Here is a 19,498-nt window from a genome sequence, read left to right as displayed (position 1 = left end):
GGGAAGGTCGTTTTAGATACAAACGGACGTTTCTATCTGAAAATTCCCGGCAGCGGCACCATGGAGATGCCTCTTGTAGCCGAGGGACTAAGGAAACTGGCAATGCTCGCCCGCCTGATCGCCACAGGGTCGGTGCTCGACAAAGGGTATCTATTTTGGGATGAGCCTGAGGCCAACCTCAATCCACGCTTGATTCGTTTGGTTGCCACAGTCATCCACACGCTTGCGAAACAAGGGGTACAGGTTTTCATTGCTACACACAGCTTCTTTTTACTTAAAGAGCTAGACCTGTTGGCACGCCAAGATCCCTACCCCCTTCGTTTTTGGGGGCTGCAACGCGAAGAAGCTTCAGAGGGAGTTTTTGTTGAAGAGGTCGAGTCCTTGAGGGAGTTGACGAATCTCGTGGCCCTTGATGAAGAGCTTGCTCAGTATGACCGCGAACTGAGCATCGCCAATGGTTGATATCGTAGAAGGAGGGCTGACTTTTTCATTTGGGGCTGGCTGGCAGGCAATCAAATATGATGAGACGGCTTGGTACGCTAATCAGTTGAGGAGCGGAGGTAGCGGGCTTAAGGCCATGGATATTCTGGCCTGCAAGCAAAACAGTCATTGGTGGATAGAAATAAAAGACTGTGATGGGCATGAGACAGCAAGCACCCCTAGGATTTCTCCTGCTGATCCAGTCGGAGTAGATCAGACAAGGGCCTGGATCAATACCCAGACCTTTGCAGGTTCAGTCAAAGCTCAACGAAAGAAGCTGTTTATCATCGATGAGGTGATGCAGAAATTCCGGGATACCCTGACCAGCGCTGTTGTGGCTCAAAGACTTCGGAGTGCCGAGTTGCTCCCGTTCATTGGGCCTTCTCACAGCAATGAATCGCTTGTCATTGTCCTTGTACTGACGTGGGGGCTTCCCGATTACGCTCGGCTAGCTTCGCGGTTGCAGCAAAAGCTGAACACAGCGCTTGTGCCCTACGGCATGACTGGATTTGTGGTTAATCAAAACTGCCAAGTGCCTGGGCTTGATCCTGCGATAACCCGAACGGTCTGACTCTTGTTCAGCCCCTGCCCAAGCGGAGGTTCCTAGCTGGAATTTTGGAAACGTCAATAATTCTGGCTAAAAATCAGGCAAGCGACATTTTATCGGGCACAATTGCGACATGAATGACGCCCGTTTTCGCTCCCCGCGTGAGGTTTCGCAAGGTCGAGAAACGACACTTAATGTGCCCATCGACAATTACGCGCTTCAGCTACGAAAAAGCCAAGGCCTGTCGCCTTGGCTTTTTCGTTTTCAGAGGCGAGAAACACAAATGTTCCACGTGAAACACTGTTAAAACGGCGTCAGGCTTCAAGGTCCTTGAGCCTTCGGTACAAGGTGCGTTCACTCATCCCCAGCTGTTTGGCCAGCTCGCGGCGCGACCCCTGAAAGCTGTCCAGCGCTTGCGCCAGCGCCCTCAATTCATGCAACTCGCGTGACTGATGTCTCGCCGGTGAATCAGCCCCAGTGTCTTCGAGCAGATGCTCACTGCGAATCAAACCATCGTCGGCGAACAGCCAGGCCCGCTCCAGCATGTTACGCAGCTCACGAATATTTCCCGGAAACGGATGCAGGTTGAGGCGCTCGAGTGCTTCATGGCTGATTCGAGGTGCGCCGTTGCCCGCGATGCGCTGCAACAGACTCTCAATCAGCAGCGGCAAGTCTTCGACACGCTCACGCAGTGCCGGCAGACGAATCGGAAATCCGCTGATGCGGTAATACAGGTCTTCACGGAAGGCGCCCTGCGCGACCATTGCCTTGAGCGGCTTGTGTGTCGCCGACACCAGGCGGAAATCCGAGTGTACGGTGCGCAGGCTGCCCACTGGGCGAAAACTACCGGTCTCGATCAAGCGCAGCAGTTTGACCTGCATCGCCAGCGGCACTTCACCGATCTCGTCCAGGAACAGGGTGCCGCCATGCGCCGCCTCGGCCAGACCAACCTTGCGTTGGGTCGCGCCGGTGAACGCGCCTTTCTCGTAACCAAACAGCTCACTCTCGAACAGCGACTCGGTGAGACCGGTGCAATCGACGACCACCAACGGGCCGTTGGCGCGTGGGCTACCCAGGTGCAGAGCGCGGGCGAACAGCTCCTTGCCCGTTCCTGACTCACCTTGGAGCAGCACCGGAATTTGAGCCGGAGCAGCCCGTCGAAGGCTGGCGAGTGCTGACTTGAAAGCCGGAGACTGCCCGACCAGGCCCTGCTGCTGAGGTTGTGCGGAGGCCAGGGTGATGCTGGTCAGCCGTTCGACGAATGCCACCACCCTGCCCTGCTCGTCGAGGATCGGGCGCAGTTCGACGTCCACATGCTCCGGCCCGCGCGGGGTGTGATGAATGTGCAGCACGCGCTCCGGAACCTTGCTGTCCCATGCCTTGCGCAGCGGACAATGCTCCCCCGCCTGATCGCAGGGCACGGCGTAATGGTGCGAAACCCTGTGGCACTTCTCCCCCAGGGGGGCGCGATCCTGTGTGGCGAACTGGCGTCGATACGCCGCGTTGGCGGCAAGAATGTTGTAGTCGGTATCGAGCACGATGGCGGGCAGCACATCGTGTTCGAGGTAGGACACCAGCGCGAGGATGGCAGGATGGTTTGCAGCGGAAAGCTCGGACATGGGGGCACCGGCAAAAACTACCCGGCGAGGTTAACAAGGACTGCCAATCACTGCCAGCAGCTGTCAGATGACTGCCAATCTTCCTGGCAGTCTTTAACTATTGTGTTGGTACAACGCCAGCAAATGCGGGACTTATCCGCCAGAAATGACCTGGCATGCATCTTGATAAAGCGTCTATTCCTGCCGATGCCTCTGTTCAAGCTGCGGCAGCGTTTTGGAGACTGTGATGATCATTGGCAACAACCTTCATGTGGAAGCCCTGTTCGACCCGGCGACTTCGACCATCAGCTACCTGCTCATGGACCGTGAAACACGGCACTGCGCATTGATCGACAGCGTGCTGGATTACGATCCGAAGTCAGGCCGTACCAGCCACGCATCTGCCGACCGGTTGATCTCACAGGTCGAGGCGTTGGGCGCCAAGGTGCAGTGGATACTTGAAACCCACGTGCATGCGGACCACCTTTCGGCAGCGGCCTACCTCAAGCAACGGCTGGGCGGCCAGATTGCCATTGGCGCCCACATCACCCAGGTACAGAAAACCTTCGGTTCGCTGTTCAACGCCGAGCCTGGTTTTGCCCGCGACGGTAGCCAGTTCGACGTGTTGTTCGAGGATGAGGAAGGGTTTCGCATCGGCAACCTGCATGCCCGCGCGCTGCACACGCCAGGGCATACCCCCGCGTGCATGAGTTACATGATCGAGGATGCGGGCGAGATTGCCGTGTTTGTCGGCGACACCTTGTTCATGCCCGACTACGGCACTGCCCGTTGCGATTTCCCTGGCGCCAGCGCTCGCACGCTGTATCGCTCGATCCGTCGCTTGCTGGCCTTCCCTGACCAGACCCGTTTGTTCATGTGCCATGACTACCTCCCCGGTGGCCGCGAACTGCGTTACGTGACCACGGTTGCCGAGCAGCGCGCCAGCAACATCCACATTCACCAGGGCATCAGTGAAGACAGCTTTGTCGAGATGCGCGAAGCCCGAGACAAGACCCTCGACATGCCGGTGCTGATCCTGCCGTCGGTGCAGGTCAACATGCGCAGCGGCCAATTGCCCGAGCCGGAAGACAACGGCGTGCGCTACCTGAAGATCCCGCTGAACCTGTTCTGAGCCATTCGGCTCTCTGACCAATATTCAAAGGAAATACCATGTCTGCCTTGCTGTCCCCTGCCGTTGCGCCCGGTACCGAACACCACAAGGTGTTGATCGTGGGTGCCGGAGCCGCCGGTATCGCAACAGCGTCGAGCCTGATCAAACGCGATCCGTCGCTGGACATCGTCCTGATCGATCCATCAGAGGTTCATTACTACCAGCCTGGCTGGACCATGGTGGGGGCCGGTGTGTTCGCTGCGTCGTCCACCGCTCGAACCACGGCGGCAACCCTGCCACGGGGTGTGCAGTGGATAAAGGCACGCGTGGTGGGCTTCGATCCACAGGCGCAAACGGTCATGCTGGAGGATGGGCGAGCCGTCAGTTACGAACAATTGGTGGTCTGCCCTGGCCTCAAACTCGACTGGGCGGCCATCGACGGCCTGGAGGAGACCCTTGGGCGCAACGGTGTGACCTCCAACTACCGCTACGACCTGGCCCCCTACACCTGGGAGCTGGTGCAGACGCTCAAGCAGGGCCGCGCGCTGTTCAGCCAGCCGCCGATGCCGATCAAGTGTGCCGGTGCCCCACAGAAGGCCTTGTACCTGTCCTGTGATCACTGGCTGCGCGCGGGCCGGCTGGGCGCCATCAAGCCCGCGTTCTTCAACGCCGGAGCCGTGCTGTTCGGTGTTGCCGACTACGTGCCGGCACTGATGAGCTACATCGACAAGTACGGTGTCGACCTCAACTACGGCCAGCGCCTGGTGGCGGTCGATGGCCCGAATCAACTGGCGACCTTCGTGCGAACCCTCGCCGACGGCAGCAGCGAAACGTGTACCGAAGCGTTCGACATGCTGCACGTGGTGCCGCCCCAGGTCGCCCCGGATTTCATCCGGCAAAGCCCATTGGCTGATGCTTCCGGATGGGTGGATGTCGATCCGCACAGCTTGCGTCACCGCCAGTTCGCCAACATTCATGCCCTGGGTGACGTGATCAACACCAGCAATGCCAAGACCGCAGCGGCAGCACGCAAGCAGGCACCGGTGGTGGCCAATAATGTACTGGTGGCGCTTGGGCGCTTGCCGACACCGGTCGCCTACGACGGCTATGGCTCCTGCCCGTTGACCGTGGAACGCGGCAAGATCGTGCTGGCCGAGTTTACCTATGGCGGCAAGCTGGCACCGAGTTTTCCACGTTGGTTGCTCGATGGACGCAAGCCTACACGCTTGGCCTGGCTCCTCAAGGCACGGGTGCTGCCGCCGCTCTACTGGCAGGCGATGCTCAAGGGCCGGGAGTGGCTGGCGCGGCCTCAGCCTCTAGCCGCTGAGACGTCGAAGTGATCGAGCATCAGTTTCTCGGCGTCGGGCTGGGCGCGATCATTGGTGCGGTGCTGGCGCTGACCGGGGCTGGAGGTGGGATCCTGGCGGTGCCGCTTCTGGTCTTCGGCCTGGGGCTGTCGATGGTCGAGGCGGCGCCGATCGGTTTGCTGGCGGTCGGCCTGGCGGCTGCCGTGGGCGCCGGGCTGGGCCTGCAGCAAGGGCTGGTGCGTTATCGCGCAGCGTTGTTCATTGCGGCAATCGGTATCGTCTGTGCGCCTTTCGGCCTGATGCTGGCGCACCGTTTACCGAATACACCGCTGGCGTTGGTCTTCGCCTGCGTGCTGGTGTATGCCTGCCTACGCATCTGGCGCAAGGCGGCGCGTGAGCTGCGCGGCGAATCGCCATGTGGTGAGCGACAGATCATGCCTTGCGTGCTCAACCCCTTGCAGGGGCGCCTGCGCTGGACCCTCCCCTGTGCCCGCGCGCTGGCGTTCACCGGCATGTTGTCCGGGCTGCTGTCCGGCCTATTGGGGGTCGGTGGCGGATTCGTCATCATCCCGGCCTTGAACCGCTATACCAATCTGGACATGAAAAGCATCGTTGCCACTTCGCTGGCGGTGATCGCGTTGGTGTCCACCGGCAGTGTGGTGAGTGCGAGCCTGGGCGGGGTGATGCACTGGCAGGTTGGTGCGCCGTTCGCCTTCGGCGCGGTGCTCGGGTTGCTGGCGGCTCGCCCGTTGGCCGGCAAGTTGGCAGGGCCGCGTCTGCAGCAACTGTTCGTGGTGGTGGGGATCGGGGCTGCGCTCTCGCTGGCGGCCAAGGCGCTACTCGGCTAGCAGCTCGTGCTGCTGCTCGGCACAGAGCTTGAGCAGGTAGTCCCAGACCACCCGCAGGCGTACCGACTTGTGCAGCTCGCGACGCGTGCAGATCCAGTAGCTGCGCTGGATGGTCTCGCTAGGCAGCACGCGCACCAGGCCTGGGTCGTGGCGACCCATATAGTTGGGCAACACGGCGATGCCCAGGCCGGCGCGCGCGGCCTGCTGCTGGGCGATCACGCTGGTGCTGCGGAATATCACGTTCGGCGCGCGGCAGAAGCTGTTGAGGAACAACAGTTCCTGGCTGAAGATCAGGTCGTCCACGTAACCGATCCAATTGTGCCGGGCCAGGTCGTCGCGGTTGCGCAGCGGCGGTGCCTGGTCGAGATAGTCCTGGCTGGCGTAGAGGGCCAGGCGGTAGTCGGTGAGCTTGCGGGTGATCAGCAGGTCGGCATTGGGGCGTTCCAGGTGAATGCTGATTTCGGCTTCGCGGTTGAGGATGCTGACGAAGCGCGGCACCGCCACCAGCTCGACTTCAAGCCCTGGATAGCGCTCGAACAGGGCCCCCAGGCGCGGGGTGAAGAACATGATGCCGATGCCTTCGGTGACACCCAGGCGGATCTTGCCCAGCGGCGTGATGGCCTGGGTGATCTCTTCCTGCGCCAGCAGGGCGACGTTTTCCATGGCCTCGGCGTGCTTGAGCAGTGCCTGGCCCGAGGGGGTGAGCTCGTAGCCTTGGGCATGCTGGACGAACAGCGCGGTGCCCAGGTTCTTCTCGATGTTTTCGATATGACGGGCGACTGTGCTGTGGGTTGTGTTGAGGCGTTTGGCCGCCGTGAGCAGACGGCCGCTGCGCTGCAACTCGAGGAAAAACCGCAGATCGTTCCAATCGAACATGCTGATCCCTGTGAATATCCTTGCCGGCCTGTGCAGGAGCCGCTGCGAAAAAACGCACAACGGCTGCGCAAAATCTCGTGTTTCCACCGCGAAATTAATCAATAAGATGGGTAGGGACAAGAATAATAATCAGGCGCGAGGTTGCACATGCCATCTGCCGATTCTGTCTTCGACTACGTGGTCGTAGGGGCCGGTCCCGCCGGATGCCTGCTGGCCAATCGATTGTCCGCAGACCCTGCCTGCCGCGTCCTGCTGCTCGAGGCGGGCGGGCGCGACAACTACCCGTGGATTCACGTACCCGTCGGTTACCTCTACTGCATCGGCAACCCCCGCACCGACTGGTGCTTCAAGACCGAAGCCCAGCCTGGGCTGGACGGTCGCAGCCTCGGCTATCCGCGAGGCAAGGTGCTGGGCGGCTGTTCTTCCATCAACGGCATGATCTACATGCGTGGCCAGGCAGCGGACTACGACCGCTGGGCCGAGCAAGGCAACGATGGCTGGAGCTGGAACGATGTACTGCCGTTGTTCAAGGCCAGTGAAAGCCACTTCGCTGGCGCCAGCGAGAGCCATGGCGCCGACGGCGAATGGCGGGTCGAGCAGCAGCGCTACAGCTGGCCGATCCTCGACGCCTTCCGCGATGCTGCCGAACAGAGCGGTATCGGCAAGGTCGGTGACTTCAATACCGGCGACAACCAAGGCTGTGGATACTTTCAGGTCAACCAGCGCAGTGGTGTGCGCTGGAATGCCTCGAAGGCTTTTTTGCGGCCTATTCAGTCTCGCCCGAACCTCACTGTGCTCACCGATGTTCAGGTTGACCAGGTCGTGCTCGACAACGCCCGCGCCACTGCTGTGAAGGCACGCTGGCAAGGGGCCTGGCATGAGTTTCTTGCCCGGCGCGAGATTGTCCTGTGCGCAGGCTCCGTCGGTTCGCCTGGCATCCTGCAGCGTTCGGGCATCGGCCCGCGCAAGCTGCTCGAAGACCTGGGGATAACGGTGCGTCACGAATTACCCGGCGTGGGCGGAAACTTGCAGGACCACCTGCAATTGCGCTTGATTTACCAGATCCAGAACACCCGTACGCTCAACCAGATGGCCAACAGTCTGTGGGGCAAGCTGGGCATGGGTCTGCGCTATCTCTACGACCGCAGCGGGCCGCTGGCCATGGCGCCGAGCCAACTGGGCGCATTCGTGCGCTCGAGCCCGGAGCAGGCCACCGCCAACCTGCAGTATCACGTGCAGCCGTTGTCGCTCGAGCGTTTCGGCGAGCCGTTGCACCGCTTCCCTGCCTTCACGGCTTCGGTGTGCAACCTGCGCCCAGCCAGCCGCGGGCGTATCGACATCCGCTCGGCAGACATGAATGCAGCGCCGCTGATCGACCCCAACTACCTCAGCGACCCACAGGACCTGCAGGTCGCCGCCGATGCGATTCGCATCACCCGACGCATCGTCCAGGCCCCTGCCCTGGCCGCGTTCGATCCCAAGGAATACCTGCCGGGCCCTTCGTTGCAGACCGAGCAACAACTGCACGAGGCCGCCGGCAAGATCGGCACCACCATCTTCCACCCGGTCGGCACCTGCCGCATGGGCAATGGGCCGCTGGACGTTGTGGATAACCAGCTGCGCGTCCATGGCATACCTGGCCTGCGCGTCGCCGATGCTTCGATCATGCCGCAGATCGTCTCCGGCAATACCTGTTCACCTACATTGATGATCGCCGAGAAGGCGGCACAACTGATTCTCAAGGGGGCCCCAAGCCGCAGCAACCTCAGCGACACCAGCGCAATACCGACGCCCTGACCGGGTGGGTGCAACACCGGCAGCTTGCGGTCGATGGCTGCCGACAGTGGAACAAGAAAAATAATCACTGTGGCCTGCGGGCCGAGGACAGCAACGATGTCGGACTACATTCAAGAGCAGGGCGCGGCAGCCACCAGCGGCAGCCGGCGTGAGGAACGCAAGATCATTTTCGCGTCATCCCTCGGGACGGTGTTCGAGTGGTATGACTTCTTTCTCTATGGCGCGCTGGCGGCGGTGATCAGCAAGCAGTTCTTTGCCGGGGTCAACGACACCACCGCTTTCATCTTTGCCTTGATGGCCTTTGCCGCAGGCTTCCTCGTGCGGCCTTTCGGTGCCTTGGTATTCGGGCGCCTGGGCGACATGATCGGGCGCAAGTACACCTTCCTGGTGACCATCGTGCTGATGGGCCTGTCGACCTTCGCGGTCGGCCTGTTGCCTACCTACGCCAGCATCGGCATCGCCGCACCGATCATCCTGGTGATCCTGCGCATGCTCCAGGGGCTGGCCCTGGGCGGCGAATACGGTGGTGCTGCCACCTACGTGGCCGAGCATGCCCCGCCCGGCAAGCGCGGGTTCCACACCGGCTTCATTCAGTCCACTGCCACCCTCGGCTTGCTGCTGTCACTGATTGTTGTGCTGGGCAGCCGTTACATCAGTGGCGACCAGTTCGAGACCTGGGGCTGGCGCCTGCCGTTCCTGCTGTCGATCGTGCTGCTGGGTATCTCCACCTGGATTCGCATGAGCATGCACGAGTCGCCAGCCTTCGTGAAAATGAAGGCCCAGGGCAAGATCAGCAAGTCGCCGATCCGCGAGTCGTTCACTTCCTGGCCCAACCTCAAGGTGGTGCTCACCGCCCTGTTCAGCATCAACGCCGGCCAGGCCGTGACCTTCTACACCGCGCAGTTCTACGTGCTGTTCTTCATGACCCAGATGCTCAAGATGGACCCGGCCCAAGCCAATACCCTGCTGATCATCAGCGTGGTGATCGGTGCGCCGTTCTTCGTGTTCTTTGGTTGGCTGTCGGATCGTGTGGGACGCAAACCTATCCTGATGATCGGCCTGCTGCTGGCGACCGTGTGCTACTTCCCGATGTTCAAGGCGCTCAGCCACTACGCCAATCCGCAGATCGACGCCGCCAGCCGGCAGTCGCCGATCGTGGTCAGTGCCGACCCGCAAGGCTGCACCTTCCAGTTCGATCCGGTGGGCAAGGCACGCTTCGACAGCCCCTGCGACAAGGTCAAGACGTTCCTGGTCAAGCAGGGCCTGCCCTACAGCTCGGTTGCTGCAACGGGCAGCGATGTTTCGGTGAGCATTGGCGACAAGACCATCAACGGTTTCGATGAAGTCGCGATGCGCACGGCTATCGAGCAGGCGGGCTATCCAGCCAAGGCCGACCCTGCCCATGTGAACCAGGTGATGGTGGTGGTGCTGATCGTGGCGATGATCCTGATCGCAACCATGACCTACGGGCCACTGGCAGCGGTAATGGTCGAGCTGTTCCCCACACGCATCCGCTACACCTCGATGTCGCTGCCCTATCACATCGGCAACGGTTGGTTCGGTGGCTTCCTGCCGACGGTATCGTTCGCGCTGGTGGTGTACACCGGGGATATCTTCTATGGGTTGTGGTACCCGGTATTGATCACCGGCATCAGCCTGGTGGTGGGGATCTTCTGCCTTAAAGAGACCAAGGATGTGGACATCGACAAGGTGTAGCAGCGGGTTGACCCGCGACGCAGACACCTCCGTTGCCCAGGCATGAAAAAACCGGCGTAAAAGCCGGTTTTTTTATGCCTCGAAAAAACTTATGCACGATTTTCGAAAAAACGTCATACAGAGAAATAAATAGCTAATTCAATAGCTTATCTACGATCCGAAAGCATTAATCCAAAAATTGCTAACACGTTATCCACAGATCGTCAGGCGATTGGCTCGGTGACGTTTTCTTCTGCTGGTGGCAACGACCCCATGGTCCGCTGCGTCGCTTCGTTCCACGCCTGAGCGCGATCGTTGAGTTCGGCGATGGCACGTGGCCCGGTGCCGTTGGCATACATTGGCTCGCCAATCACCACCTCGATGGTGCCCGAACGCTTGCCCCAGCCAGCCTTTGGCCAGAACTTGCCAGCGTTGTGGGCGATCGGCAGCACCGGCAGGCCGGCGTTCACCGCCAGGGCGGTACCGCCGCGGGAGAACTTGCCGACCTGACCATAGGGCACGCGGGTACCCTCGGGGAAAATCAGCACCCAGACGCGCTGCTTGAGCAATTCGTCGCCCTTGCTCGCCACGTGGCGGAGGGCTTCCTTGGGGTTGTTGCGGTCGATGGCAATCGGCCGCAGCATCGCCATTGCCCAGCCGAAGAACGGCACGTACAACAGCTCACGCTTGAGCACCTGGCTCAGTGGCGAGAAGTACGCCGAGAGGAAGAAGGTCTCCCAGGTGCTCTGGTGGTTGGACAGGATCACGCAGGGCTCTTTGGGTACGTTCTCGGCACCGGTGATCTTGTAGTCGATGCCCAGGATGGTGCGGCTCAGGAACACCGCGCAGCGGCACCAGTACACGTTGATGAATTTGTAGCGCTTGGGAAATGGCAGGAAAGGCGCGACAAAGAAGCTCAGTGAGCACCACAGCAGCGAACTGGTGCCCAACAGCAGGTAAAAAAGAAAGATTCTGATCGCCTGCAGGATCGACATAGTGGCATGTACCGTTGCGGGGCGCGCCCGCCTGAGGAAGTGCGCCGAACAGGCGCACTCTTTAAATAAGTTCTCTGGCGATGGCTGCCAGATCGTCGAAAATCAAGGTTTTTTCAGGAATGCCCTTTTTCAGGGTCTTCTCCCCTTTGCCGGTTTTCACCAGCACGGGTTGTGCTCCGACGGCCAGGGCGGCCTCCAGGTCACCTGTGCTGTCGCCGACGAACCATACACCGCGCAGGTCGACTTGGTAATACTCGGCGATTGCCCGCAGCATGCCGGGCTTGGGCTTGCGGCACTCGCAGCCTTCGTCCGGCCCATGCGGGCAATAGACGATATGCCCGACCTCGCCACCCTGCTCGGCGACCAGCTCGCGCAAACGCGCGTGCATAGCTTCGAGCGTGGACAGCGGGTAGTAGCCGCGGGCAATGCCGGACTGGTTGGTGGCCACGGCCACCGTCCAGCCCGCCTTGCTCAACTGCGCAATGGCCTCGATCGAGCCGGGAATGGGGATCCACTCTTCCAGCGACTTGATGTAGGCGTCGGAGTCGTGATTGATCACTCCGTCTCGATCGAGAATCAGCAGTTTCAAGGCTTACCCCAGCAGCGAGATGTCGGCCACGCCCAGGAACAGACCGCGCAGGCGGCTGAGCAGGGCATAACGGTTGGCGCGTACCTTGGCGTCTTCGGCGTTCACCATGACTGCCTCGAAGAAAGCGTCGACCGGATCGCGCAGGGCTGCCAGGCGTGCCAGCGATTCGCTGTACTGGCGTGCGGCAGCCATTGGCTGCACGGCCTGGTCGGCCTGCTGGATCGCCGAGTACAGGGAGAACTCGTTGGCATTGTCGAAGTACTTCGGCTCGACCTGGTCGGCGATGGCGCCTTCGGCCTTGCTCAGCAGGTTCGAAACACGCTTGTTCACCGCCGCCAGGGCCTCGGCTTCCGGCAGCTTGCGGAAGGCCTGCACGGCCTGCACGCGCTGATCGAAGTCCAGGGCCGAAGCCGGCTTCAGGGCACGTACCGACAGATAGGTGGCCACATCGACGCCTTCGTCTTCATAGCGTGCACGCAGGCGATCGAAGATGAACTCCAGCACCTGGTCAGCCAGGCCAGCAGCCTTGACCTTGGCGCCGTACTGCTTGACCGCGAACTCGACCGCAGCGGTCAGGTCCAGGTCCAGCTGCTTCTCGATCAGGATGCGCAGCACGCCGAGGGCGGCGCGGCGCAGTGCGTACGGGTCCTTGCTACCGGTCGGCAGCATGCCGATGCCGAAGATGCCGACCAGGGTGTCGAGCTTGTCGGCGATGGCCACGGCGGCGCCGGTGAGGGTTTCCGGCAACTCAGCGCCAGCACCGCGCGGCATGTACTGCTCGTTCAGTGCCAGGGCGACGTCTTGTGGCTCGCCATCGTTGACGGCGTAGTAGTAGCCAGCGATGCCCTGCATTTCAGGGAATTCGCCGACCATTTCGGTGGCCAGGTCGCATTTGGACAGCAGGCCGGCGCGGCCGGCATTGGCTGCACTGCCGCCGATGAACGGGGCAATGTAGGCGGCCAGCCTGGAGACACGCTCGGCCTTGTCGAACACCGTACCCAGCTGGGCCTGGAACACCACGTTCTTCAGGCGTTCGTTGAAGGTTTCCAGAGGCTGCTTCTTGTCTTGCTTGAAGAAGAACTCGGCGTCGGTCAGGCGTGGACGCACGACCTTCTCGTTACCCTCGACGATCTGCTTCGGATCGCGGCTCTCGACGTTGGCCACGGTGATGAAGCGCGGCAGCAACTTGCCTTCGCTGTCGAGCAGGCAGAAGTACTTCTGGTTGTCCTGCATGGTGGTGATCAGGGCTTCCTGCGGCACTTCCAGGAAGCGCTCCTCGAACGAGCACACCAGCGGCACCGGCCACTCGACCAGCGCGGTCACTTCGTCCAGCAGCGCCGGCGGCACGATGGCGCTGCCTTCCTGCTGCAGGGCCAGCTCTGCGGTGCGCTTGGCGATCAGCTCGCGGCGTTCGGCGAAGTCGGCCAGTACATGGGCCTTGCGCAGGTCTTCGACGTAGTTGGCCGGGGCGGTGATCAGCACGTTTTCCGGGTGGTGGAAGCGGTGGCCGCGCGATTCGCGGCCGGCTTTCTGCGAGAGGATGGTGCAGTCGACGACCTGGTCGCCCAGCAACATCACCAGCCACTGGGTGGGACGCACGAACTCTTCACGGCTGGCGGCCCAGCGCATGCGCTTGGGGATCGGCAGGTCGTTGAGCGAGTCTTCGACGATGGTTGGCAGCAGGCTGATGGTGGCCTTGCCCGGAATGTGCTGGGAGAAACGCAGCTTGGCGCCGCTCTGGTCGATGTCCGACAGCTCCACGCCACACTTCTTGGCGAAGCCCAGTGCGGCCTGGGTCGGGTTGCCATCGGCGTCGAAGGCGGCCTGGCGGGGCGGGCCGTCGATGTTGATGCTGCGATCAGGCTGCTGCACGTCCAGTTGGCGGATCAGCACGGCCAGGCGACGCGGTGCGGCATAGACCGACTTGCCGGTGTAGTTCAGGCCAGCGGCCTGCAGGCCTTTCTCGATGCCGGCCAGGAATGCATCGCCCAGCGAGGCCAGGGCTTTGGGGGGCAGCTCTTCGGTGCCCAGTTCAACCAGGAAATCTTGCGCACTCATTGTGCAGCCTCCAGCTTGGCCAGTACTTCATCACGCAGTTCGGGGGTGGCCATCGGGAAGCCCAGGCGTGCGCGGGCTTGCAGATAGCTTTGCGCCACGTCGCGGGCCAGGGTGCGCACGCGCAGGATGTAGCGCTGGCGCTCGGTCACCGAGATGGCGCGGCGGGCGTCGAGCAGGTTGAAGGTGTGCGAAGCCTTCAGGACCATTTCGTAGGTCGGCAGCGGCAGGTCCAGCTTGATCAGGCGGTTGGCTTCGCTTTCGTAGAAGTCGAACAGCTCGAACAGTTTCTCGACGTTGGCGTGCTCGAAGTTGTAGGTCGACTGCTCCACTTCGTTCTGGTGGAACACATCGCCATAGGTGACCTTGCCGAACGGGCCGTCGGCCCAGACCAGGTCGTACACCGAATCGACACCCTGGATATACATGGCCAGACGCTCCAGGCCATAGGTGATCTCGCCGGTGACCGGGTAGCACTCGATACCGCCAACCTGCTGGAAGTAGGTGAACTGGGTCACTTCCATCCCGTTCAGCCAGATTTCCCAACCCAGGCCCCACGCACCCAGGGTCGGCGATTCCCAGTTGTCTTCGACGAAGCGGATGTCGTGGACCAGCGGGTCCAGGCCGATGGCTTTCAGCGAACCCAGGTACAGCTCCTGGAAGTTGGCCGGGTTCGGCTTGAGTACCACCTGGAACTGATAGTAGTGCTGCAGGCGGTTGGGGTTTTCGCCATACCGTCCGTCGGCAGGGCGACGGCTAGGCTGCACGTAGGCAGCGTTCCAGGTCTCCGGGCCGACGGCGCGCAGGAAGGTGGCGGTGTGGAAAGTGCCGGCGCCTACTTCCATATCGTAGGGCTGAAGTACCACACAACCTTGCTCGGCCCAGTAGTTCTGCAGGGCGAGGATCAGGTCTTGGAAGGTACGCACGGCTGGCGTAGGCTGGCTCACGAAATTCACCTGTATCTGGGGATGCGGATGTAAAGAGCGGGAGTATAACCCGATTCGCCTCGCCCTCTACGTAATTGGAGCCTTATGCCACGCTGCTTTTGGTGTACCGACGATCCCTTGTATCAGGCCTACCATGACCAGGAATGGGGAACCCCACAGCGCGACCCGGCGTTGCTCTTCGAGATGCTTTTGCTCGAAGGGTTCCAGGCGGGCCTTTCGTGGATCACCGTGCTGAAGAAACGCGAGCGCTATCGCCAGGTGCTGCAAGGCTTCGACCCGGTGCAACTGGCCGAGATGAGCGACGAGCGCATAGAAGAGCTGATGCTCGATCCCGGCATCATCCGCAACCGCCTCAAGCTCAATGCCGTGCGCCGCAACGCGCGCGCCTGGCTGGCGCTGGAAAACCCCGGCGAGTGGCTGTGGTCGTTCGTCGGCGGCGAGCCGAAGATCAACCATTACCAGGGGCGCGCCGATATCCCGGCGATCACCGACGAAGCCAAGGCGATGAGCAAGGCCCTGCAGAAAAAGGGCTTCACCTTCGTCGGTCCGACCATTTGCTACGCCTTCATGCAGGCCACCGGCATGGTCATGGACCACACCACCGATTGCGATCGCTACGCCGCGCTGGTGCGTTGAGGCGTTACAATGCGCGCCTTGCAGAAATAAGGAATTGGCCTGTGGAAAAGTTCAAGGGCGCTCTGATGGTCGGGGTGCTGCGCCTGTTCGCCAAACTGCCCTGGGGCGCGGTGCAGCGCGTCGGTGCCGGTATCGGCTGGCTGATGTGGAAAATCCCCAACGGGTCGCGCAACGTGGTGCGGATCAACCTCGCCAAGTGCTTCCCCGAGATGAACCCTGCCGAGCGTGAGCAGTTGGTGGGGCGTGCGTTGAAGGATATCGGCAAGTCTTTCGTCGAAAGCGCCTGGGCCTGGATCCGCCCGCCTCAGCAGTCGCTGGAGCTGGTCAAGGAAGTGCACGGCCTGGAAGTGCTCGAGCAAGCCCTGGCCACTGGCAAAGGGGTGGTCGGCATCACCAGCCACCTGGGCAACTGGGAGGTGCTCAACCACTTCTATTGCAACCAGTGCAAGCCGATCATCTTCTACCGTCCGCCCAAGCTGAAGGCGGTGGATGACCTGCTGCGCGAGCAGCGCGTGCAGATGGGCAACCGCGTGGCGCCTTCGACCAAGGAAGGCATTCTCAGCGTGATCAAGGAAGTGCGTCGCGGCGGGCAGGTGGGCATTCCTGCCGACCCTGAGCCGGCCGAGTCGGCGGGAGTGTTCGTGCCCTTCCTCGGCACCCAGGCGCTGACCAGCAAGTTCGTGCCCAACATGCTCGCTGGCGGCAAGGCGGTGGGTGTGTTCCTGCATGCCCTGCGTTTACCGGATGGCTCCGGCTTCAAGGTGTTCCTTGAGGCGGCGCCCGAAGAGATGTACAGCGCGGATGTGGCTGTGGCTGCAGCAGCCATGAGCCGTGTGGTCGAGCGCTATGTGCGCGAGTACCCGAGCCAGTACATGTGGAGCATGAAGCGCTTCAAGAAGCGCCCGGCCGGCGAGCCGCGCTGGTACTGAGTTATCCACACTCTGTAGGAGCGGGCTTGTCCCGCGATCGGGCGCGAAGCGGCCGCAAACTCGGCAACCGAGATTTTCCTGATAGATCTCGGCGTCTGGTTTTACGGCCGCTTCGCGCCCGATCGCGGGACAAGTCGCAGCGGCGATCCGCCGCTCCTACAAGGACCGCGGCGTCTGTCAGGCCTTGTTGAGTTTCTTCAGGAACACGGTCATCTCTTTCTCGGCCTGCTTGTCGCCATGCGTCTGCGCCGCGACGATACCCTCTTCCCAGGCCTTACGCGCCGCAGCGATGTCGCCTTCAAGCTGATACGCCTTGCCCAGCAGCTTCCACGCAGCCGAGTATTTCGGATCCTGCTGCACACAACTGGCCAGGTGCACCGCCGCTTCGGCGCCCTTGCCTTCATCCAGCCAGGCCTTGCCCAGGCCAAACCTCAGCAGCGGGTTATCCACACCCTTGGCCAGCATCTTTTCCAGCGAGTCGCGCATGCCTTCTTCTCCTAGAAGAAACTCAAGCCGACGTGGAACAGCTTCTCCACATCGCGAATGTGCTTTTTATCCACAACGAACAGGATCACATGGTCACCCGCCTCGATCACCGTGTCGTCGTGGGCGATCAGCACCCCCTCGTCGCGTATGATCGCGCCGATGGTGGTGCCAGGTGGCAAGGCGATGTCTTCGATGGCCTTGCCGATCACCTTGCTCGATTTCGAATCGCCATGGGCGACAGCCTCGATGGCTTCCGCTGCACCGCGCCGCAGCGAGTGCACGCTGACGATATCGCCGCGGCGTACATGGGCCAGCAGCGTGCCGATGGTCGCCAACTGCGGGCTGATGGCGATGTCGATATCGCCGCCCTGCACCAGGTCGACGTAGGCCGGGTTGTTGATCAGTGTCATCACCTTGCGTGCGCCCAGGCGCTTGGCCAGCAGCGACGACATGATGTTGGCCTCGTCGTCGTTGGTCAGGGCCAGGAAGATATCGGCTTCGGCGATGTTTTCTTCGAGCATCAGGTCTTTGTCCGATGCGCTGCCCTGCAGGACCACGGTGCTTTCGAGGTTGTCCGAAAGATGCCGGCAGCGTGCCGGGCTCATCTCGATGATCTTCACCTGGTAGCGGCTTTCGATGGCTTCGGCCAGGCGCTCGCCGATCTGCCCGCCGCCGGCGATGACCACCCGCTTGTTGGTCTCGTCGATACGCCGCAGCTCGCCCATCACAGCACGGATGTCTTTCTTCGCGGCGATGAAGAACACTTCGTCGTCAGCCTCGATCACCGTGTCGCCATGGGGCTTGATCGGCCGGTCGCGGCGGAAGATCGCGGCCACGCGGGTATCGACATTGGGCATGTGCGCGCGGATCTGGCGCAGTTGCTGACCCACCAGCGGGCCGCCGTAGTAGGTCTTGACCGCCACCAATTGGGCTTTGCCCTCGGCGAAGTCGATCACCTGCAGGGCGCCGGGGTGTTCGATCAGGCGCTTGATGTAGTTGGTCACCACCTGCTCGGGGCTGATCAGCACGTCCACCGGAATGTGGTCGTTGTCGAACAGCTCCTCGCGGCTGAGGTAGGACGACTCGCGCACCCGGGCGATCTTGGTCGGGGTGTGGAACAGCGAATAGGCCACCTGGCAGGCGACCATGTTGGTCTCGTCGCTGTTGGTCACTGCCACCAGCATGTCGGCATCATCGGCGCCGGCCTGGCGCAGTACCGTGGGCAGCGAGGCGCGGCCCTGCACGGTGCGGATGTCGAGGCGGTCGCCCAGGTCACGCAAGCGCTCGCCATCGGTGTCGACCACCGTGATGTCGTTGGCTTCGCTCGCCAGGTGTTCTGCCAGCGTACCGCCTACCTGGCCTGCGCCGAGGATGATGATCTTCATCCGCTACTCCCTACCTTTCGTTCTTATCCGCGCGAGGCGGCGATCTTGATCAGCTTGGCATAGTAGAAGCCGTCGTGGCCGCCTTCCTGGGCCAGTAGCTGGCGGCCGTGGGGCTGGCGCAGACCGGCCTCGGTTGCCAGGTCGAGCTCACGGGCACCGGGGGTGCGGGTGAGGAAGGCGTCGATCACTTCGGTGTTCTCGGTCGGCAGGCTCGAGCAGGTGGCGTAGAGCAGCATGCCGCCGACTTCGAGTGTCGGCCACAGCGCATCGAGCAGCTCACCCTGCAGTGCGGCCAGGGCCGGGATGTCCTCGGCCTGACGGGTCAGCTTGATGTCCGGGTGGCGGCGGATCACGCCGGTCGCCGAGCATGGGGCGTCGAGCAGGATGCGCTGAAACGGCTTGCCGTCCCACCAACTGGCGGTATCGCGAGCATCACAGGCGATCAGCTCGGCATCGAGCTTCAGCCGGTCGAGGTTTTCGCGCACCCGCGCCAGGCGCTTGGCCTCCAGGTCGATGGCGACCATCTGCGCCAGGCCCGGCTCGGCTTCGAGCAGATGGCAGGTCTTGCCGCCAGGGGCGCAGCAGGCATCGAGCACGCGTTGGCCGGGGGCCAGTTCCAGCAGGTCGGCTGAAAGCTGTGCGGCTTCGTCCTGCACGCTGACCCAACCGTCGGCGAAGCCCGTCAGGCCGCGCACGTCGCAGGCCTCGGCCAGCACGATGCCGTCACGGCTGAACGGGCAGGCGCTGGCGCCGATGCCAGCCTCGGCCAGCAGCGCCAGATACGCATCACGGCTGTGATGACGGCGGTTGACCCGCAGGATCATCGGCGGGTGGGCGTTATTGGCGGCGCAGATGGCTTCCCATTGCTCCGGCCAGAACGCCTTGAGCGACTTCTGCAGCCAGCGCGGGTGGGCGGTGCGGACCACGGGGTCGCGCTCCATGCCGGCGAGCAGTTCCTCGCCCTCGCGTTGGGCGCGGCGCAGCACGGCGTTGAGCAGGCCCTTGGCCCAAGGCTTCTTGAGCTTGTCGGCGCAGCCGACGGTTTCGCCGATGGCGGCGTGGGCCGGAATACGTGTGTAGAACAGCTGGTACAGGCCGACCAGCAGCAGCGCCTGTACATCGGCGTCGGCGGCCTTGAACGGCTTTTGCAGCAGTTGTGCGGCAAGCAGGTCCAGGCGCGGCTGCCAGCGGGCGGTGCCAAAGGCCAGGTCCTGAGT

The 19,498-nt window shown here is 62.1% G+C and carries 18 protein-coding genes; 9 read left to right on the top strand and 9 right to left on the bottom strand.

The genetic code is table 11. The features are described from left to right. A partial coding sequence (locus VA602_RS17675; RefSeq protein WP_323453840.1) for an AAA family ATPase occupies positions 1-462 on the top strand: 462 nt, incomplete at its 5' end. Then, positions 455-1,051: a hypothetical protein gene (locus tag VA602_RS17670; protein ID WP_323453839.1), complete on the top strand. Its 597-nt coding sequence runs from the start codon at positions 455-457 to the stop codon at positions 1,049-1,051. The genes VA602_RS17675 and VA602_RS17670, both read left to right, overlap by 8 nt. A gap of 290 nt (positions 1,052-1,341) precedes the next feature. On the opposite strand, the gene VA602_RS17665 is transcribed toward VA602_RS17670, so the two are convergent. Further along, positions 1,342-2,646 (bottom strand): sigma-54 interaction domain-containing protein, encoded by a 1,305-nt coding sequence (locus VA602_RS17665; protein WP_323453838.1) that lies wholly within the window; start codon positions 2,644-2,646, stop codon positions 1,342-1,344. A 226-nt stretch (positions 2,647-2,872) separates the two neighbouring features. Between VA602_RS17665 and VA602_RS17660 the strand changes: the two genes are divergently transcribed. Genes VA602_RS17660 through VA602_RS17650 form a run of 3 tightly spaced genes read left to right on the top strand, consistent with a single transcriptional unit; the run spans position 2,873 to position 5,891 of the window. Beyond that, positions 2,873-3,757 carry an MBL fold metallo-hydrolase gene (locus tag VA602_RS17660; RefSeq protein ID WP_323453837.1) on the top strand — a complete coding sequence of 295 codons (885 nt, stop codon included), beginning with the start codon at positions 2,873-2,875 and terminating at the stop codon, positions 3,755-3,757. Between the two features lie 38 nt (positions 3,758-3,795). Then, positions 3,796-5,076: an NAD(P)/FAD-dependent oxidoreductase gene (locus tag VA602_RS17655; protein WP_323453836.1), complete on the top strand. Its 1,281-nt coding sequence runs from the start codon at positions 3,796-3,798 to the stop codon at positions 5,074-5,076. Next, the gene (locus VA602_RS17650; RefSeq protein WP_323453835.1) at positions 5,073-5,891 is read left to right on the top strand and encodes a sulfite exporter TauE/SafE family protein; all 819 of its coding nucleotides are present in this window, start codon (positions 5,073-5,075) and stop codon (positions 5,889-5,891) included. Before VA602_RS17655 ends, VA602_RS17650 begins: the two co-directional genes overlap by 4 nt. Here VA602_RS17650 and VA602_RS17645 read toward each other — a convergent pair. After that, positions 5,880-6,767: a LysR family transcriptional regulator gene (locus VA602_RS17645; protein ID WP_151925877.1), complete on the bottom strand. Its 888-nt coding sequence runs from the start codon at positions 6,765-6,767 to the stop codon at positions 5,880-5,882. The genes VA602_RS17650 and VA602_RS17645 overlap by 12 nt on opposite strands. Before the next feature lie 147 nt (positions 6,768-6,914). Between VA602_RS17645 and VA602_RS17640 the strand changes: the two genes are divergently transcribed. Next, positions 6,915-8,564 (top strand): GMC family oxidoreductase, encoded by a 1,650-nt coding sequence (locus VA602_RS17640; protein WP_323453834.1) that lies wholly within the window; start codon positions 6,915-6,917, stop codon positions 8,562-8,564. Positions 8,565-8,660: 96 nt separating this feature from the next. Then, positions 8,661-10,280, top strand: coding sequence for an MFS transporter (locus VA602_RS17635; protein ID WP_063541928.1), 1,620 nt, complete (start codon positions 8,661-8,663; stop codon positions 10,278-10,280). Between the two features lie 203 nt (positions 10,281-10,483). Here VA602_RS17635 and VA602_RS17630 read toward each other — a convergent pair whose 3' ends face one another. The 4 genes from VA602_RS17630 to glyQ form a co-directional block, all read right to left on the bottom strand. Continuing rightward, positions 10,484-11,254, bottom strand: a complete 771-nt coding sequence (locus tag VA602_RS17630; protein WP_323453833.1) for a lysophospholipid acyltransferase family protein — start codon at positions 11,252-11,254, stop codon at positions 10,484-10,486. 61 nt (positions 11,255-11,315) lie between these two features. After that, positions 11,316-11,843, bottom strand: a complete 528-nt coding sequence (gene gmhB / locus VA602_RS17625; protein WP_054893029.1) for a D-glycero-beta-D-manno-heptose 1,7-bisphosphate 7-phosphatase — start codon at positions 11,841-11,843, stop codon at positions 11,316-11,318. Between the two features lie 3 nt (positions 11,844-11,846). Beyond that, entirely contained in the window at positions 11,847-13,901 is a 2,055-nt protein-coding gene (glyS, locus tag VA602_RS17620; RefSeq protein WP_323453832.1) for a glycine--tRNA ligase subunit beta, read from the bottom strand. Beyond that, positions 13,898-14,845, bottom strand: a complete 948-nt coding sequence (glyQ, locus tag VA602_RS17615; protein WP_025337182.1) for a glycine--tRNA ligase subunit alpha — start codon at positions 14,843-14,845, stop codon at positions 13,898-13,900. The genes glyS and glyQ overlap by 4 nt, the downstream gene beginning before the upstream one ends. A gap of 84 nt (positions 14,846-14,929) precedes the next feature. On the opposite strand from glyQ, the gene VA602_RS17610 reads away from it, so the two are divergent. Continuing rightward, entirely contained in the window at positions 14,930-15,481 is a 552-nt protein-coding gene (locus tag VA602_RS17610; RefSeq protein ID WP_054893031.1) for a DNA-3-methyladenine glycosylase I, read from the top strand. 41 nt (positions 15,482-15,522) lie between these two features. Beyond that, a complete protein-coding gene (locus tag VA602_RS17605; protein WP_054893032.1) occupies positions 15,523-16,410 on the top strand; it encodes a lysophospholipid acyltransferase in 888 nt (295 codons plus the stop codon). Between the two features lie 177 nt (positions 16,411-16,587). On the opposite strand, the gene VA602_RS17600 is transcribed toward VA602_RS17605, so the two are convergent. The 3 genes from VA602_RS17600 to rsmB form a co-directional block, all read right to left on the bottom strand. Beyond that, a complete protein-coding gene (locus VA602_RS17600) occupies positions 16,588-16,896 on the bottom strand; it encodes a tetratricopeptide repeat protein (protein WP_063541936.1) in 309 nt (102 codons plus the stop codon). Positions 16,897-16,907: 11 nt separating this feature from the next. Continuing rightward, entirely contained in the window at positions 16,908-18,281 is a 1,374-nt protein-coding gene (trkA, locus tag VA602_RS17595) for a Trk system potassium transporter TrkA (RefSeq protein WP_323453831.1), read from the bottom strand. 23 nt (positions 18,282-18,304) lie between these two features. Further along, on the bottom strand, positions 18,305-19,498 hold a 1,194-nt coding region (gene rsmB / locus VA602_RS17590; protein ID WP_323453830.1), incomplete at its 5' end, for a 16S rRNA (cytosine(967)-C(5))-methyltransferase RsmB.

It is taken from the genome of Pseudomonas machongensis (genome assembly GCF_034961125.1).
Classification (GTDB): domain Bacteria; phylum Pseudomonadota; class Gammaproteobacteria; order Pseudomonadales; family Pseudomonadaceae; genus Aquipseudomonas; species Aquipseudomonas machongensis.
Note: the sequence above shows the minus strand (reverse complement) of the source record. Positions and strands in the feature narration are given on the sequence as shown.